Raw genomic sequence first — 15,409 nt, 5'->3', positions numbered from 1 at the left:
CTCAGTACTCCCCCACCAGAACATCGGTGTAGAGTTCGCTCGGCGCGGGTTCCGGCGAGTTTTCGGCAAAGTCCGCGCTCTCCGAGACCTGTGCCCGGATCGCCTTGTCGATAGCCTTCAAATCGTCCTCGCTCTTGCCCTTCTCGATCAGGATCTTCTTGAGGCCCTCGATCGGATCGTGGTGGTCACGCTGTTCCTGCACTTCCTCGCGGGTGCGGTACTTGGCAGGGTCCGACATGGAGTGCCCGCGGTAGCGATAGGTGTTGCACTCCATCAGCACCGGACCATTGCCTTCGCGCACATGCTTGAACGCGACCTCGGCGGCGGCGCGCACTTCGAGTACGTCCATGCCGTTCACCTCCATGCCGGGGATCCGAAAGGCCGTGCCGCGGCGGTGGAAGCGGGTTTCGGCCGAGCTGCGCTTCGACGCAGTGCCCATGGCGTACTGATTGTCCTCGACCACGAACACGATCGGCAGGTTCCACAGCGCGGCCATGTTGAAGGTTTCGTAGACCTGTCCCTGGTTCGCCGCGCCGTCGCCGAAATAGGCGAGGCACAAACCGCCGTCCTCGTTGTACTTGTGTGCGAAGGCCAGCCCGCCGCCGAGCGCGACCTGCGCGCCGACGATGCCGTGGCCGCCGTAGAACTTATGCTCGGTGCTGAACATGTGCATCGAGCCGCCCTTGCCCTTGGAAATGCCGGCTTCGCGGCCCGTCAGTTCGGCCATGATGACCTTGGGATCGATGCCGTAGGCGAGCATGTGGCCATGGTCGCGGTACCCGGTGATGACGCTGTCCTTGTCCCCGTCGAGTGCCGACTGAAGGCCGATGGCGACCGCTTCCTGCCCGATATAAAGGTGACAAAAGCCGCCGATCAGGCCGAGGCCGTAAAGCTGGCCCGCGCGTTCCTCGAAGCGGCGAATGAGCAACATCTGTTCGTAGAAGTGCAGCATCTCCTCGACGCTGGCGTCGTAGCGCTTGTTCTTCTCGAACGCTTCCTGGAGGCTGTGCAGGATAAAATCCTCGTCCTGCGCGGCGCTGCGGACAGCGTGATTCTTCGCAGGCGTCTTGCGGGTGCTGGCTTTGGCCAAGGGGCAATCCTTCCGGTGGGTTATGGCCCCGGCCTATAAGACCAAGCGCGCGCGCTGCGCAACGCTCACACGCGCCGGACGCTACGGAAATACCTATGCGTAGGGATTATTTCTGTGGCTCGAGTTCGAGCACCAGCTCGTCGGGATGCACGACATTCAACTGCTCGCGGACGATCGTCGCGGCAAAGTCGGGATCGACATTCTCCGGATCGAGCGCGTCCACGTCCTGTTGCAGGCGGTTGCGCTCATCGGTGAGCTGGGCAATTTGCGCCTTGCGCTGCTCCAGCAGTTGGGATTGTTCGCTCCAGGCCAGCAGGCCGCTGGGCCCGAACAGAGCCATACCGGCCATGAGCAGCAAGGCGACAAGCGCCAGCCCCTGGGTCAGCTGCTCCCTGGGCATTTTGATGCGGTGTCCCTCGCGCGTCATGAAGACGACTGAATCAGCTTTGAATCGCAGCATCAAGCCGTCTTTCCGAAATTGCGACGAAACGATTCTGGCACGAGTCGAACCGTGCACCAACATGCCCCGATTCGCCAGCAGGCTGCGATGGGGCGAGCATTATTTGTGAACAGCCCTGATTGCACCCTTGCCCTTGCATTCCCGGGGCATCTGCGATATAGTTTCGTTTGAAACCAGTTTTCCCCATCCCAGACCTCAGGAGCACGCATGGCAGACCTCTTCGATAACCCCGCCGGCCTCGACGGATTCGAGTTCGTCGAGTTTTGCGCGCCTGAGAAAGGCCAGCTGGAGCCCGTATTCGAAGCGATGGGCTTCACCCATGTCGCAACTCATCGTTCGAAGGATGTCCATCTGTGGCGCCAGGGCGGGATCAACCTGATCGCCAATTACGAACCGCGCAGTGCCGCCTGGTACTTCGCCCGCGAGCACGGCCCTTCGGCCTGCGGCATGGCATTCCGCGTGCGCGATGCGCGCAAGGCCTACGACCACCTGCTCGCCAAGGGGGCCGAGCCCGTCCAGGTCCAGACCGGGCCGATGGAACTGCACATCCCGGCGATCCGCGGCATCGGCGGCGCCATCCTTTATCTCGTCGATCGCTATGCCGACGAGAACGGCGAAGGCCTTTCCATCTACGACATCGACTTCGAGTATCTTCCGGGCGTCGACAAGCACCCCGTCGGTGCCGGCTTCAAGCTGATCGACCACCTGACGCACAACGTCTACGGCGGCCGCATGAAATACTGGGCGGACTACTACCAGACGCTGTTCAATTTCCGCGAAATCCGCTTCTTCGACATCAAGGGCGAGTATACCGGCCTGACCTCCAAGGCGCTGACCGCACCCGACGGCAAGATCCGCATTCCGCTCAACGAGGAAGGCGAAGGCGGAAAGGGCCAGATCGAGGAATTCCTGCGCCAGTTCAATGGCGAAGGCATCCAGCATATCGCCCTGATCTGCGACGATCTCGTCAGCTGCTGGGACCGCCTGCAGAAGCTTGGCGTGCCTTTCATGGCTGCCCCGCCCGCCACCTATTACGAGATGTTGGCCGAGCGACTTCCCGGCCATGGCGAAGATACCGAAGCGCTCAAGATGCGCGGCATCCTGCTCGACGGCACGACCGACGGCGGGCAACCCCGCCTCCTGTTGCAGATATTCGCGCAGGCGCAGATCGGCCCGGTGTTCTTCGAATTTATCCAGCGCAAGGGTGACGAAGGGTTCGGTGAGGGCAATTTCAAGGCGCTGTTCGAAAGCATGGAGCGCGACCAGATCGAGCGCGGCGCACTGAAGATCGAGGAGCCTGCCCAATGAGCGTCATCAAGCCCTCCGGCATCCACCACGCTGCCTATCGCTGCAAGGACGCGAAAGAGACCGTCGAATGGTACGGCCGCGTGCTGGGCATGGACTACACCACCGCCTTCGCCGAGGACCATGTGCCCTCCACCGGCGAGTACGATCCTTACATGCATGTGTTCCTAGATGCCGGGAACGGGAACGTTCTGGCGTTCTTCGAGTTACCCAACCAACCCGAGATGGGACGTGACGAGAACACGCCCGCATGGGTCCAGCACCTCGCCTTTCGGGTCGCATCGGAAGAGGAGCTGCTGAAAGCCAAGGAGCACATCGAGGCACAGGGCATTGATGTGCTCGGCCCCACCCACCACGGCATCTTCAAATCGATCTATTTCTTCGACCCCAATGGCCACCGGGTGGAGCTCGCCGCCGATATCGGCACAGACGAGCAATATGCTGAGCTGAAGCGTGTCGCTCCGCTGATGCTCGATGAATGGAGCCAGACCAAGAAGGCCCCCCGCCACGCCGACTGGCTGCACGAGATCGCGCGCAAGGCACACGGTAACGCTTGATCAGCCTCACTCCGACTGATCTTGCCAAGCCTGGTGTCGATTGATAACGTTCCCAACAAAGAATGCATGCTGGTTGGGAGAGTACTGTGGTCGTTCTTCGCATCCTTCGCATCGCTGCTGCCGTTGCGCTGGCAGCGTCCGCTGTTCCGCTTGCGGCGCAATCGCTTTCGCCTGAACTGAAGGCGTTGGAGGAGCAGCTTCCCGGGACGCTTGTCAACGATCCTTCGCGGATCGACTGGGACAGCTACGGCCCAGAATTCTACGCCGAATCGATCAAGGATGACAGCATCCCCGGCGGCGGTGCGGCGCGGCGGTTTCACGTCAACCAGGCGACAGAGTTCATCTACACCGCCGGGACCAACATCCCGCTGATCCGCAGCGTAAAGCGCGGCGATACCATCACCATCGGCTTCTGGGCGCGGACAGTCGAAGCTGCCACGCCTGACGGGAAGGGTGTGCTGCGGGTGCGCTTCCAGGAAGACTCCCCGCCCTACCCCGGCTTCGGCGAAGAGACCTTGTCGATCGGCACAGAGTGGGGGTGGTATGAAGTCACCACGACCGCCGAACAGGCCCTTTCCCGCAAGACCGGTATCGTCGCGCTCCAGTTCGGGCGCACCAAGCAGGTCCTGGAAATCGGCCAGGCGATCGTCATCACGGGCGCGGGTTCGATTGTCGGCAAGGCGGTGCCAAAACCGCAGCCCCAAGCGGTGATCGAGCCGCCAAAGTCCTTCGTCCTGCCCAAGCCGTTGCAGGGCCTCGGCACCGTCCTCAACGATCCGTTCGATCGCGACTGGATCGTCGCTGCCAGCGCCGATTCCGGATCGGCCGAAGGGCGCGATGACAGCACTATCTGGTTTGGCAAGGCAACCCGCCTTGCGACCACACCAGGCGACCCTGCTGCTGCCGTCGATGCACTGGTCACCATCAACAGTGCCATTGCCGCGGGCGACGACATCACCATCGCAGTCGCGGCAAAGTCGGCAGAAGTCGGCGAAGACGGCAAGGGTTCGACGCTGGGCCTTCGTTTCATTGCCCCGGCGGCAGCCGAGCTGATGTCGGAATCCTCGATCAAGCTGGGCGGAAACTGGCAACTTGTGCGCCTCGCGACCAAGGCCAAGCGCGACCTGCGCCCCGGTGAAGCTGCGGTTGCCCTGAGGATCGATGGCCCGGCACAAGGCGTCGACATCGGTCCAGTGTTCGTTTTCAAGGCTGATCCGCCCGCACAATAGCCGGAAAAACCAGACAAATTCGGAACCCCGCCCTGCACGCCCCGTTCGATTGATACAATCGAAGGGGATTTCATGACGACCGCCACAGCCAGCCGGGCCGACGAAGGCCTGAACCAGACATTCGACACCGTCGCAACCCTGCAGGACCAGTTCGTCCAGATGGCCGACGGTTTTGTTCGCGCCCTCCCCGGCTTCGCGATTGCACTCGGCATCCTGATCCTGACCTGGATTGCCGCCCGGATCGCGGTACGCGTGACAAATCGCGTCCTCGACCGCACGGACCTTCGCCCGGGCCTTGAGAACCTGGTGAAGACCTTGGTCAAGTTGGCCATCTGGATCGGGGGCCTGATGATCGCCGCAGTGGTGGTGATGCCGGGCCTGACTCCCGCCAGCCTTATCGCCGGACTGGGCATCGGGGCGGTCGCGATCGGCTTCGCTTTCCAGGATATCTTCGAGAACTTCCTCGCCGGCGTGCTGATCATGCTGCGCAAGAAAATGCGCATCGGCGACATCATCGAGTGCGAAGGTATTGCCGGCAAGGTCGAGCATATCACCCTGCGCGAAACCTATGTCCGCAAGCTGTCGGGGGAAGTCACGCTGGTACCCAATTCCATGCTGTTCAAGAACCCCGTCGAAATCCTCACCGACGAAACCCAGCGTCGGCACGAGGTCATCGCCGGAGTCTCGTACGACACCGATCTCGACCATGCCGCCAAGGTCATTCGCGCGGCGGTGCAAGGGGTCGAAACCGTCGATGCAGACAAGGGTATCGATGTCTTCGCGGTCGAGTTCAACGCCAGCTCGGTGGATTTCAAGGTCCGCTGGTGGGCGGGTTCGAAACCGCGCGACATGTGGGAGAGCAAGGACAAGGTCATCCGCGCAATCAAGTCCGCGCTGGACGATGCCGGGATCGAAATTCCCTTCCCCTATGTGACCCACACCTTCAAGGAAGCCATTCCGCTTGGGAGCGGCGACAAAAACTGATAGCCGCAATGGGTGGCTGATCGAGACCTGACTCCCGACAAACCCGCCGGATTGACCCGTGGCGACCAGCTTGGCCTCAGCCTGCTGACGGGGGTGACGGTTGCCAATGCCTATTACATCCACCCGATCATCGCCGATATCGCGCGCACTTTCGATGTATCTTCGGCGGAGATCGGGCTCGTCCCGGCGTTCAACCAGATCGCGCTCGCTCTGGGGATTTTCCTGCTGCTGCCGCTGGGCGACCGGATCAGCAACCGGACACTTTCGCTGGTGCTGGCCGCCTGCCAGACGGTAACCCTTGTCGTTATGGCAATGGCGCAGTCGTTCTGGCTGTTCGTGGCGGCTTCGACTGTCCTCGGTTTCGTGACCATCGTACCCTACCTGCTCCCGGCCTATGCCTCGAAGCGGGTGCCGCCGGAGAGTCTCGGCAAGGTAACCTCGCTGCTGACGGCGGGTATCATCACCTCGATCCTTGTCGCCCGGGTGGGTGCGGGCCTAATTGCGCATGAGACCGACTGGCGCGTGGTGTACTGGATCGCGGCCGCGATGATGGCAGCGGTGACCTGCGCCATCCCCTTCATGATGGAAGGCCGTGCCAAGGGTACCGGCCCCAAGCCGCAGCAGGGCTATTTTGCGCTGGTAGGCTCGACCATTGCGCTTTTGCGCGAGTATCCGAACATTGCGCTCTCGGGCGTCATCCAGGCGCTCAATTTCGGCATCTTCCTTGTCATCTGGCTCGGCCTTGCTTTCCATCTCACCAGCCCTCAGATGGGCTATGGCACTGACGTGGTGGGTTATCTTGCAGCAGTGGCGCTGGTCAGCATCATCGCCACCCCGCGGCTCGGCAAGTGGGCGGACAAGGTGGGGCCGTACCGGGCGCGCTTGCGGTTCGGCGCGATCCAGCTTGTTGGTGTCATTCTCTACTGGCCGACGGGATCGAGCCTCTGGTTGCTGCTGATCCCCCTGATCCTGACCAATATTGTCGGGCCAAGCGTCGATGTCGCGGGTCGGATGACGTTCCTCAGCCTCGCCCCTGAAATCCGCACCCGGCTGATGACGGGCTACATCATCCTGATGTTCGTGGGCGCGGGCGTGGCCAGTTGGGCTGCCCCGGTCGCCTACGACCTCGGCGGCTGGGCAGGCATAGCCGCGCTATGCGCCGTGATGTCGCTCGGGATTGTCGTCCTAAGCTGGCTGGCGCTGAAGCGTCAGGAGGCCTGAAGCGCGCCGAGGAATTCGCGAATGCGCTTGGCATTCTCGCCAAGGTCGCTCTGTCCGACACGGCTGATCGAACGCATGTCCACCCGGGTCTTGCCATTGCCGGCGTCGGTCGCACGAACCACAACGATATCCTCGAAGCGCAGCCACGACGCATAGGCGACGGCTTCCAGACGCCCTTCCTCCGGCTTGGCGGCCGCGATCGTCCAGCCGCGCGCCTTGGCCAGTTCCTCGGCCTTGGCGATCACTTCGGCCGGGGACATGTCGAGCGTAATCCCGGTCAGGTCGCCGTAACCCTTGCGGTGCTCCGCCATCCACTTCTCGGCCGTGTCGACGCCGCGCAGATTGTCGTCGGGAATTGTCAGGGAGGTGTAGGTCGGCAGATCGTCGAGGTCCGTCGTGACATCATGGATGAACGGGTAATTCGCCGCCGTGCTGCGCAGGATGATCAGGGCGCTGAAACCGGCTACTGCGAGGATCAGACCGAACAGCGCCTTTCGACCGGCCGGCCAGCCCGTACGCCAGTTCATGACCAGCGCGATCAGAGCGATGACCGCCACACCTCCGCAAGCCATGCTCATGTAGATGAACGACATGAAACCGGTCAGCTTGTCGACCACGTCATAGCGCGCCAGCGTTGTCCCGATCAGCGCCACGGCAATGGCGGCGACGGCCAGCCAGAAGGCCAGACCGCTCATCCGGCGGGTCCAGGGATGGGTGGTCATGGTGCGTCTCTCCCCCAAGAAAATTGGCTGGTGTCCCCGAGAGGATTCGAACCTCCGGCCCCCGGATTAGGAATCCGATGCTCTATCCTGCTGAGCTACGGGGACGCCGCAGCCGCCTTAGGGCCAAGCGGCGCGCACTTCAATCAGTTGAGTTTGTCGGGCGGCGCGACCGGTATCAGGAGGGGAGCGACCGCGATGCCTTCTTCCAGCAGTTCCTGCGCCTCTTTCGGCGTGGCCTTGCCGTGGATCAGCGCCTCGTCGCGTTCGCCATAGTGCATCTCGCGCGACTGCTTGGCGAACTCCTCGCCAACCCAGGTGCTGTCCTTGATCGTTTCGGCCTGAACCCTGGCAAGTGCCTTCATCGCTTCGACGAGCTTGGTCGGGAGCGCCTTTTCGCTGCCGCCGCTGACTGCTGCCGGCTTTGGCTGGGCGACGATTTCGGTGCGGCCGTTCGACTTCGCCGGGACGGCCGGGGCCATCGGCGCCTTGCCGACTTTTTCACAGCCGCACTGCGGGCATTGCAGCAGACCGTTTGCCAATTGATCCGCATAGTCCTCGGACGAGCGGAACCAGCCCTCGAAGCGGTGGCTGTGGGAACAGGCGAGGTCGAACACGATCATTGCGCGGGCGATGTAGCGATGGGACGGCGGTTGGCAAGGCTCGGCACCTGCGCCCGGACTTCGGCAATGCGGCCAAGGTCGATATCGCAGAAACCCAGCCCCGGCGCCTCGCCGCCCATGTCGAGCAGGACCTCGCCCCATGGATCGACCACCAGGCTGTGACCGTAGGTCTCGCGACCGTCCTCATGCTTGCCAACTTGGGCAGCAGCGATCACGAACGCGCTTGCTTCGATTGCGCGGGCGCGCAGCATGACATGCCAATGGGCTTTTCCAGTTGGGACAGTGAAGGCCGCAGGTACTGCGATGGCATTGCACTCTCGACGACCCAGTTCTTCGAAAAGTGCCGGGAACCTGAGATCATAGCAGATCGTCAGCCCCAATCGACCCAAGGGTGTATCTTCAACGCATACGACCTGATTACCCGGCTCGTAGGCGCTACTTTCCTTCCAAGTTTCCCCACTATCCAATTCAACATCAAACATGTGAATCTTGTCATAGATGACGGGTTCTCCCGTCGCCTCATCGAAGTGAAATGTGCGGTTGGCCATTTTGCCATTGGCAAGAGCGACTGGCATCGAGCCAACCGATATTTGGAGGGAGGCAAAGAAACCCCAATCCCGCAACTCATCGACTACCCTCTCAGGGCCACCACTGTTGATCCATTGGCTTGCTCGTTTTCGGTCCTTGTCAAGCAAAATGCTCATCTCAGGAGTGAAGAGCATGTCCGCTTCCGCGTTGGCCGCTTCAACGGCGGCGTCAATTATCGCTCGTGTATTTGCCTCGGGATCAATACCCGAAGTCATCTGCAGGACGGCAATCCTCGGCATCAGCCAGCCAAAAGGGCATCTAGCTTGCCCTCGCGTTCAAGCGCGGCAAGGTCATCCGATCCCCCGACATGGACCGCGCCGATGAATATCTGCGGCACGGTCCGCGCCATTGGTGCGCGCTGCATCATCTCGTCGCGTTTGGGACCGCCCATGGTAATGTCGAACTCGTTATAGGCTACGCCCTTTGCATCGAGCAGGCGCTTGGCGCGGAAGCAATAGCCGCAGCCGAACTTGGTATAGATGTCGACGGTCACGTCTGCCATCGCAATATCCTTGTATTCCAGTCGTTTCGTAGGCCTTGAACGGCCCGCTTCGGCACCTATATCGGCCATGTGAAGCGGCGCCGCAATGGGCCTCTCACACCAACCAACGGGACGCCGGACGATCGGGTCCCGAACGCAACAAATTGCTCGATGGAGGATTTGCTATGTCACGTCTTGATTTTACCCCCTACCGCCGCAGCACCGTCGGCTTCGACCGGCTGTTCGATATGCTGGAGAGCCAGGTGCGCCAGAACAGCGGCGACAACTATCCCCCCTTCAACATCGAAAAGCGCGGTGACGACAACTATCGCATAACGCTGGCGGTCGCCGGCTTCCGTCCGGGCGATCTCGATATCACCGCGCAGCAGAACCTGCTGACCGTGGTCGGCAAGAAGCGCGACGAGACCGCCGAGGGCGAAATGCTGCATGTCGGCATCGCCAACCGCGGGTTCGAGCGCCGGTTCGAACTGGCAGATTACGTCCGGGTGGAAAATGCCGATCTCGCCGACGGAATGCTGGTGATCGACCTGGTGCGCGAGGTTCCCGATGCGATGAAGCCCAAGAAGATCCTCGTCGGCGGTCAGAAGCCGCTGGAGATCGTCGACGGCGACAAGAAGGACGCCGACGCCGCCTGACGCGCGTCGCTGCTTCGCCCAAACACGAAGGGCCCGCTCTCGGCAGAGCGGGCCCTTTGCATTGGGGGAATAATATGGGGCGGACCCGCTTGAAGATCCGCCCCGCGACGATGACGCCGCCCTGTCTGGTATTAACCGTCCGGGTCGCAGAAGACGATCAAGACCGCGACAAGCTCGAAATGTAGTAAAACTCCCCTGTCCCCCCCCTCGGCGCCTGTTCGCACCGCTAGCGACCATTCATGCGACCCTAGCGCCAAAGTGTGAAGAGGTGGCGCGCAGGATTGGTAACCATTGCCCTACTTTGGCATGTCACGCGCCTGAAATATTGCAGAAACGCGACATTCTCGCGAATAAACGCGATTGGTTAATGCGCGGCGACCCGGTGAACGGGCAAATCGGTCAGACGAGGCGACTCTGGTGCACTGCGGCTTCGATGAAGCCGGAGAACAGCGGATGCGGGTCGAAAGGCTTGGATTTCAGCTCCGGATGGAACTGCACGCCGACGAACCAGGGATGGTCGGGTCGCTCGACGATTTCGGGCAGCAGGCCGTCGGGCGACATGCCGGAGAAGATCAGGCCCTGGCTTTCCAGCGCGTCGCGATAAGCGACGTTCACCTCGTAACGATGGCGATGACGCTCCGAAATGGCCGTCGCACCGCCGTAGATCGCGCTCACATGGCTGTTGCCATCGAGCCGCGCCTCATAGGCGCCGAGCCGCATGGTGCCGCCCAGATCCCCGCCCGCCTCACGGGTTTCGAGACCTTCCTTGGTCATCCATTCGGTGATGATACCGACGACGGGCTCCTCGGTCTCTCCGAATTCGGTCGAGCTGGCCTTGCTGTGGCCGGCAGCCCGTGCCGCCTCGATACAGGCCATCTGCATGCCGAGGCAGATGCCGAAGAACGGGACGTGCCGCTCGCGAGCGAAGCGGACCGAGGCGATCTTGCCTTCGCTGCCGCGTTCGCCGAAGCCGCCGGGCACGAGAATTCCATGCAAGGGCTCGAGCCTGGCGGCGACCTCCGCATCGTCCTTCTCGAACAGTTCGGCGTCGATCCAGCGGATGTTGACCTTGACCCGGTTGGCCATCCCGCCATGCACCAACGCCTCGTTCAGTGACTTGTAGGCGTCCTGTAGCCCGACATATTTGCCGACCACGCCGATGGTCACTTCGCCTTCCGGGTTGAAGTAGCGGTCAGTCACGTCGTACCACGCAGACAGGTCCGGCTCGGGCGCATCGGTGATGCCGAAACCGCGCAACACTTCGGCGTCGAGACCTTCTTCGTGGTACTGCAAGGGCACGGCATAGATCGACTTGGCGTCGAGCGCCGGGATCACCGCTTCCTTGCGGACATTGCAGAAATTGGCGATTTTCTGCCGTTCGCTCTCGGGAATGGGATGTTCGGCCCGGCACAGCAGCACGTCGGGCTTGATGCCGAGGCTGGCGAGCTCGCGGACCGAATGCTGGGTCGGCTTGGTCTTCAGTTCGCCCGCCGCCTTGATGTAGGGCACCAGCGTCACATGGACACTGAGCGACTGGAGCGGCTCGAGCTCGTTCCTGAGCTGGCGGATCGCCTCCATGAACGGCAGGCTTTCGATATCGCCGACAGTGCCGCCGATTTCACACAGGATGAAATCGTGATCGCCCTGATCGGCGAGAGCGAATTCCTTGATCGCGTCGGTCACATGCGGGACCACCTGCACCGTCGCGCCGAGATAGTCGCCGCGCCGCTCCTTGGCGATGATCTGCTGGTAGATCCGGCCCGAGGTGACATTGTCCCCCTGGTGCGCGGAAACACCGGTAAAGCGTTCGTAGTGGCCAAGGTCGAGATCGGTCTCGGCCCCGTCATCGGTGACATAAACCTCGCCGTGCTGATACGGGCTCATCGTGCCCGGATCGACATTCAGATAGGGGTCGAACTTGCGGATGCGGACCTTGTAGCCGCGTGCCTGCAGCAGCGCGCCGAGCGATGCCGCCATGAGACCTTTGCCGAGCGAGGAGACCACGCCGCCGGTGATGAAAATATACCGCGCCATGGGAGTTGGGCCTTAAGCTGCGATTGGGATTCGGCGCAAGCGGAATGGGCAGGCAATCGCCTGCAATCCACATATTGCGCGTTGGATTGATTTTATTCGGTTGGTGTTTCGGCGGGGGCTGCTTCGCCAGCGGGTGCCTGAGCCGGGACTTGTGCCGGTGCAGCGAGCGGATCGGGCTCGGCCTGGACCGGAGTGCGATCCAGCGTCGTGTCGATCGAGGAACCACCGCTGGTCTCCACCGCAAGCGCCGCCAGGACAATCGACAGGACTACGAAAGCCACCGCCAGCCACTTGGTGGTGCGGGTGAGGAAGTCGGCTGCGCCGCGCGCGCTCATCATACCGCTCGGGCTACCGCCGACACCAAGGCCGCCGCCTTCGCTGCGCTGCATGAGCACCACGCCGACGAGCGCAGCTGCGATGATGGCCTGGACCACGGTAAGAAAGATAAAGAGCGACATCGATCCTGCTCGAAAAGGAAATGTTGGCGCGCATCTAGGGCCTGGGAGCCCTGCACACAAGGTCTGGCGTGTCTTGCTACGCCTTACGCATCCTCGCCGTCACCGGCGGCGAGCGCGATATTCATGAAGCTGTCCGCCGTCAGGCTGGCCCCGCCAACCAGTGCCCCGCCGACTTCGGCAACGCCGAGGATATCGCGGGCGTTGTCGGGCTTGACCGAACCGCCATAGAGAATGCGGATCACGCTGCCCTGCGCATCGCCGAAGCGCTCGATCAGAAAGCCGCGGATTGCTGCGTGCATCGCGGCGATATCGTCAAGCGTCGGCGTCCGGCCCGTGCCGATAGCCCAGATCGGCTCATAGGCAACGGTCAGCTTCTCGCCCGCACCATCCACCGATTCGGGCAGCGAGAGGCGCAACTGGTTGAGCACGAATTTCTCGTGCGCGCCCGCATCGCGCCTCTCTTCCGGTTCACCGCAGCACAGGATCACCTTCAGACCAGCCGCCAGCGCAGACTGGACCTTGGTGCGAACGAGCTCGTTGGTTTCGCCGTGCCCCTCGCGCCGCTCGCTGTGCCCCAGGATCACGAACTTGGCGCCGGCGTCTGCGACCATGCTGGCGGATACATCGCCAGTGAAGGCACCATCGGCTGCAGGGTGGCAGTCCTGCGCGCCGACACCGATCTGCTCGGCCTCGCGGTGCACTGCGTGAATCAGAGTGAAGGGCGGCGCGACGGCCACTTCAACTTTCATGTGGCGCTGTGCCGCACGGTCGATTGCGCGCGCCTCCGACAACATCGCGCGGGTGCCGTTCATCTTCCAGTTGCCGACGATATAAGGTCGGAGAGACATGCAGTAATCCTGAATTGCTTCGCACGAGGGCGTTGATGGGGCCGTTAGCGCGTCGGGGGCCGGGTCCGCTAGCCGACACGCGGCATTCAGTCAAAACCCTTTCCACACTGTTGCGGCTCGGACGCAGCATCTCTAAAGCACCTGCGTTTCGCACGCGGCCACTGGCGCGTGTCCCCAACGCCTGCCCTCGCCTGCAATCCGGATACGTCTTTCCATGATCACCACTTTCCGCAAGTTCTTCCAGTCGAAGCTGGGCATTGCCTTTACCCTGGCCTTCCTGGGCCTGATCGCCATTGCCTTCGCCAGCGCCGACGTTTCGGGCAACAACCCGCTCGGGGCAATCAGCAGCGGCGACAAGATTGCCGTTGTCGGCGACGAGAAGGTGGAAGCGGCCGAACTCGATCGCGCGGCGCGCAATGCGCTCGAACAAATGCGCCAGAACAATCCCACGCTGTCGATGCCTGCGTTTGTCGAGCAAGGTGGCCTTGAACAGGTTGTCGATACGCTACTCGACCGGGTCGCCATCTCCGAGTTCGGCAAGAAATACGGCATCCGCGCAAGCGATAACCTTATCAACAGCCAGATCCGGCTGATCCCGGCCTTCCGCGGACCCGACGGCAATTTCAGCGAGCAGATGTACCGCGATGCCATTTCCCGCCAGGGCCTGTCGGAAGCGCAGGTGCGGGATGATCTGGGCAATGGCCTGATCGCCCAGCAGGTGGTCCAGCCGGCCGGGCTCGGGGCGTCGATGCCCGACAAGATCTCGGCACGCTATGCCGCCCTGTTCAAGGAGCGCCGCAAGGGTTCGATCGCGCTGCTCGAAAGCGATGCCTATGCACCGGCTGGCGCACCGACGGACAAGCAGCTGGCCGCCTATTACTCGGCCAACCGGGGCGACTACATCCGCCCCGAACGCCGCGTCATCCGCTACGCGACTTTCGGTGAAGAGGCTGTCGGAACCATCGCTGCCCCGACCGACGCTGAAATCGCCGCGCGTTACAAGCAGGATGCGAGCCGCTACGCCGCCAAGGAAGAGCGTACTCTGACGCAACTGGTGGTCCCGACCCAGGCAAGTGCCGATTCGATCCGCCAGCGCGTGCTGGCCGGTGCGTCGCTCGAGGCCGTCGCGCGAGAGGCCGGGCTTGCCACTGCGGTCATCGGCCCGATCGCCAAAGGGACCTACAGCTCGCAGACATCGGCCGCAGTAGCCGACGCGGCCTTCAGCGCGGCACAGGGGCAAGTCGCTGCTGTTGCCCGCAGCGGTCTCGGCTTTCATGTCGTGCGCGTCGATGCCATCGACAAACAGGCCGGTCAGACGCTCGACCAGGCACGTTCCGCGATTGCGGCGCAGCTGACCGACGAGAAGCGCCGGCTGGCCTTCAACGAACTGGCTGCCGACATCGAAGATCGCTTCGGCAGCGGAGAATCACTTATCGACGTGGCCCGGGAGCTTAAGGTCGAGGTCAAGACGACGAAGCCGCTTACCGCCGCCGGAGTAGTCTACGGCACGGATGGCGAAACTGCACCGCAGGAGCTGGCTCCGGCTCTCGCCACCGCATTCCAGATGGAGGAAGAAGAGCCCCAGCTGGCCGAGGCCGTGCCCGGCGTCACCTTCATGCTCTTCGAAGCTTCGCAAATCACCCCCTCGGCAGCCGCCCCGCTCACGGAAATTCGCGAGCAAGTCGTGGCTGACTGGCGCCGCGCCGAAGGGGCCAAGCAGGCCAAGCTCGCCGCCGGTCGCGTGATCGAGCGGGTAGAAGGCGGCGAAACGCTGGCGGCCGCCGTGGCTGCCGAAAGGCGCGCCCTGCCGCCGGTCGACTTTATCGACACCACGCGTGAGGATCTGGCCCGCAGCCAGCGCGTCCCGGCCCCGCTGGCGCTGTTCTTCAGCATGGCGCAGGGCACGCAAAAGCAATTGGAAGGCCCGCGCAACATCGGCTGGTTCGTGCTCGATCTCGATAGCATCGAGGCTGGCACTCTCGCCGCAGACGATCCGCTACTCGGCGAAGCCAAGCGCCAGTTCGCCCAGACACTGGTGCAGGAATATGAGGAGCAGTTCCAGAACGCCATTCGTGCGGACGTCACCGTCGAGCGGAACCAATCGGCCATCGATGCGCTCAAGCGCTCGCTGGCCGGCGATTCGCAGCCGTAGGGGG

At 62.6% G+C, this 15,409-nt stretch carries 16 protein-coding genes and 1 tRNA gene; 7 read left to right on the top strand and 10 right to left on the bottom strand.

The window, feature by feature from the left end:
* Position 1: 1 nt before the first annotated feature.
* Both pdhA and LY632_RS08380 read right to left on the bottom strand, forming a co-directional pair.
* The gene (pdhA, locus tag LY632_RS08385; RefSeq protein ID WP_234090690.1) at positions 2–1,090 is read right to left on the bottom strand and encodes a pyruvate dehydrogenase (acetyl-transferring) E1 component subunit alpha; all 1,089 of its coding nucleotides are present in this window, start codon (positions 1,088–1,090) and stop codon (positions 2–4) included.
* Between the two features lie 106 nt (positions 1,091–1,196).
* The gene (locus LY632_RS08380) at positions 1,197–1,550 is read right to left on the bottom strand and encodes a septum formation initiator family protein (protein WP_234093199.1); all 354 of its coding nucleotides are present in this window, start codon (positions 1,548–1,550) and stop codon (positions 1,197–1,199) included.
* 207 nt (positions 1,551–1,757) lie between these two features.
* Between LY632_RS08380 and hppD the strand changes: the two genes are divergently transcribed.
* From hppD to LY632_RS08355, 5 genes are all read left to right on the top strand, one after another.
* Positions 1,758–2,858, top strand: coding sequence for a 4-hydroxyphenylpyruvate dioxygenase (gene hppD, locus LY632_RS08375; RefSeq protein WP_234090689.1), 1,101 nt, complete (start codon positions 1,758–1,760; stop codon positions 2,856–2,858).
* On the top strand, positions 2,855–3,412 hold the full coding sequence (locus LY632_RS08370; protein WP_234090688.1) for a VOC family protein: 558 nt from the start codon (positions 2,855–2,857) through the stop codon (positions 3,410–3,412). Before hppD ends, LY632_RS08370 begins: the two co-directional genes overlap by 4 nt.
* An 86-nt stretch (positions 3,413–3,498) precedes the next feature.
* On the top strand, positions 3,499–4,641 hold the full coding sequence (locus tag LY632_RS08365; RefSeq protein ID WP_234090687.1) for a hypothetical protein: 1,143 nt from the start codon (positions 3,499–3,501) through the stop codon (positions 4,639–4,641).
* Between the two features lie 72 nt (positions 4,642–4,713).
* On the top strand, positions 4,714–5,625 hold the full coding sequence (locus tag LY632_RS08360; protein WP_234090686.1) for a mechanosensitive ion channel family protein: 912 nt from the start codon (positions 4,714–4,716) through the stop codon (positions 5,623–5,625).
* 12 nt (positions 5,626–5,637) lie between these two features.
* Entirely contained in the window at positions 5,638–6,846 is a 1,209-nt protein-coding gene (locus tag LY632_RS08355) for an MFS transporter (protein ID WP_234090685.1), read from the top strand.
* On the opposite strand, the gene LY632_RS08350 is transcribed toward LY632_RS08355, so the two are convergent.
* The 5 genes from LY632_RS08350 to grxC all read right to left on the bottom strand — a co-directional run bounded on the left by LY632_RS08350 (position 6,834) and on the right by grxC (position 9,278).
* Positions 6,834–7,568, bottom strand: a complete 735-nt coding sequence (locus LY632_RS08350) for a DUF1499 domain-containing protein (RefSeq protein WP_234090684.1) — start codon at positions 7,566–7,568, stop codon at positions 6,834–6,836. The genes LY632_RS08355 and LY632_RS08350 overlap by 13 nt on opposite strands.
* A 28-nt stretch (positions 7,569–7,596) precedes the next feature.
* Positions 7,597–7,673: transfer RNA gene (locus LY632_RS08345), tRNA-Arg, on the bottom strand.
* A gap of 38 nt (positions 7,674–7,711) precedes the next feature.
* Positions 7,712–8,188: a DUF1178 family protein gene (locus LY632_RS08340; protein ID WP_234090683.1), complete on the bottom strand. Its 477-nt coding sequence runs from the start codon at positions 8,186–8,188 to the stop codon at positions 7,712–7,714.
* The gene (locus LY632_RS08335) at positions 8,185–9,015 is read right to left on the bottom strand and encodes a carbon-nitrogen hydrolase family protein (RefSeq protein ID WP_234090682.1); all 831 of its coding nucleotides are present in this window, start codon (positions 9,013–9,015) and stop codon (positions 8,185–8,187) included. The genes LY632_RS08340 and LY632_RS08335 overlap by 4 nt, the downstream gene beginning before the upstream one ends.
* Positions 9,015–9,278: a glutaredoxin 3 gene (gene grxC, locus LY632_RS08330; protein ID WP_234093197.1), complete on the bottom strand. Its 264-nt coding sequence runs from the start codon at positions 9,276–9,278 to the stop codon at positions 9,015–9,017. The genes LY632_RS08335 and grxC overlap by 1 nt, the downstream gene beginning before the upstream one ends.
* Positions 9,279–9,442: 164 nt before the next feature.
* Here grxC and LY632_RS08325 point away from each other — a divergent pair, with 164 nt between their 5' ends.
* A complete protein-coding gene (locus LY632_RS08325) occupies positions 9,443–9,913 on the top strand; it encodes an Hsp20 family protein (protein ID WP_234090681.1) in 471 nt (156 codons plus the stop codon).
* A 399-nt stretch (positions 9,914–10,312) separates the two neighbouring features.
* Here the strand turns inward: LY632_RS08325 and LY632_RS08320 are convergent, their stop codons facing one another.
* From LY632_RS08320 to tpiA, 3 genes are all read right to left on the bottom strand, one after another.
* Entirely contained in the window at positions 10,313–11,947 is a 1,635-nt protein-coding gene (locus LY632_RS08320; protein WP_234090680.1) for a CTP synthase, read from the bottom strand.
* Between the two features lie 92 nt (positions 11,948–12,039).
* Entirely contained in the window at positions 12,040–12,405 is a 366-nt protein-coding gene (gene secG, locus LY632_RS08315; RefSeq protein ID WP_234090679.1) for a preprotein translocase subunit SecG, read from the bottom strand.
* 83 nt (positions 12,406–12,488) lie between these two features.
* Positions 12,489–13,253: a triose-phosphate isomerase gene (gene tpiA / locus LY632_RS08310; protein ID WP_234090678.1), complete on the bottom strand. Its 765-nt coding sequence runs from the start codon at positions 13,251–13,253 to the stop codon at positions 12,489–12,491.
* Positions 13,254–13,467: 214 nt separating this feature from the next.
* Here tpiA and LY632_RS08305 point away from each other — a divergent pair, with 214 nt between their 5' ends.
* Positions 13,468–15,405: a SurA N-terminal domain-containing protein gene (locus LY632_RS08305; RefSeq protein ID WP_234090677.1), complete on the top strand. Its 1,938-nt coding sequence runs from the start codon at positions 13,468–13,470 to the stop codon at positions 15,403–15,405.
* The last annotated feature ends 4 nt before the right edge of the window (positions 15,406–15,409 follow it).

The sequence above is a fragment of the Erythrobacter sp. SDW2 genome (assembly GCF_021431965.1).
Classification (GTDB): domain Bacteria; phylum Pseudomonadota; class Alphaproteobacteria; order Sphingomonadales; family Sphingomonadaceae; genus Parerythrobacter.
The sequence above is the reverse complement of the archived record's forward strand: the minus strand, read 5'-3'. Positions and strand labels throughout refer to the sequence as shown.

Excerpts from the sequence above, each read along its gene's own strand:
- tpiA (WP_234090678.1), bottom strand. The coding sequence starts at position 13,253 with ATGTCTCTCCGACCTTATATCGTCGGCAACTGGAAGATGAACGGCACC.
- LY632_RS08380 (WP_234093199.1), bottom strand. The coding sequence starts at position 1,550 with ATGCTGCGATTCAAAGCTGATTCAGTCGTCTTCATGACGCGCGAGGGA.
- LY632_RS08305 (WP_234090677.1), top strand. The coding sequence starts at position 13,468 with ATGATCACCACTTTCCGCAAGTTCTTCCAGTCGAAGCTGGGCATTGCC.
- secG (WP_234090679.1), bottom strand. The coding sequence starts at position 12,405 with ATGTCGCTCTTTATCTTTCTTACCGTGGTCCAGGCCATCATCGCAGCT.
- LY632_RS08370 (WP_234090688.1), top strand. The coding sequence starts at position 2,855 with ATGAGCGTCATCAAGCCCTCCGGCATCCACCACGCTGCCTATCGCTGC.
- LY632_RS08340 (WP_234090683.1), bottom strand. The coding sequence starts at position 8,188 with ATGATCGTGTTCGACCTCGCCTGTTCCCACAGCCACCGCTTCGAGGGC.
- LY632_RS08325 (WP_234090681.1), top strand. The coding sequence starts at position 9,443 with ATGTCACGTCTTGATTTTACCCCCTACCGCCGCAGCACCGTCGGCTTC.
- LY632_RS08320 (WP_234090680.1), bottom strand. The coding sequence starts at position 11,947 with ATGGCGCGGTATATTTTCATCACCGGCGGCGTGGTCTCCTCGCTCGGC.
- LY632_RS08350 (WP_234090684.1), bottom strand. The coding sequence starts at position 7,568 with ATGACCACCCATCCCTGGACCCGCCGGATGAGCGGTCTGGCCTTCTGG.
- hppD (WP_234090689.1), top strand. The coding sequence starts at position 1,758 with ATGGCAGACCTCTTCGATAACCCCGCCGGCCTCGACGGATTCGAGTTC.
- grxC (WP_234093197.1), bottom strand. The coding sequence starts at position 9,278 with ATGGCAGACGTGACCGTCGACATCTATACCAAGTTCGGCTGCGGCTAT.
- LY632_RS08360 (WP_234090686.1), top strand. The coding sequence starts at position 4,714 with ATGACGACCGCCACAGCCAGCCGGGCCGACGAAGGCCTGAACCAGACA.
- LY632_RS08335 (WP_234090682.1), bottom strand. The coding sequence starts at position 9,015 with ATGCCGAGGATTGCCGTCCTGCAGATGACTTCGGGTATTGATCCCGAG.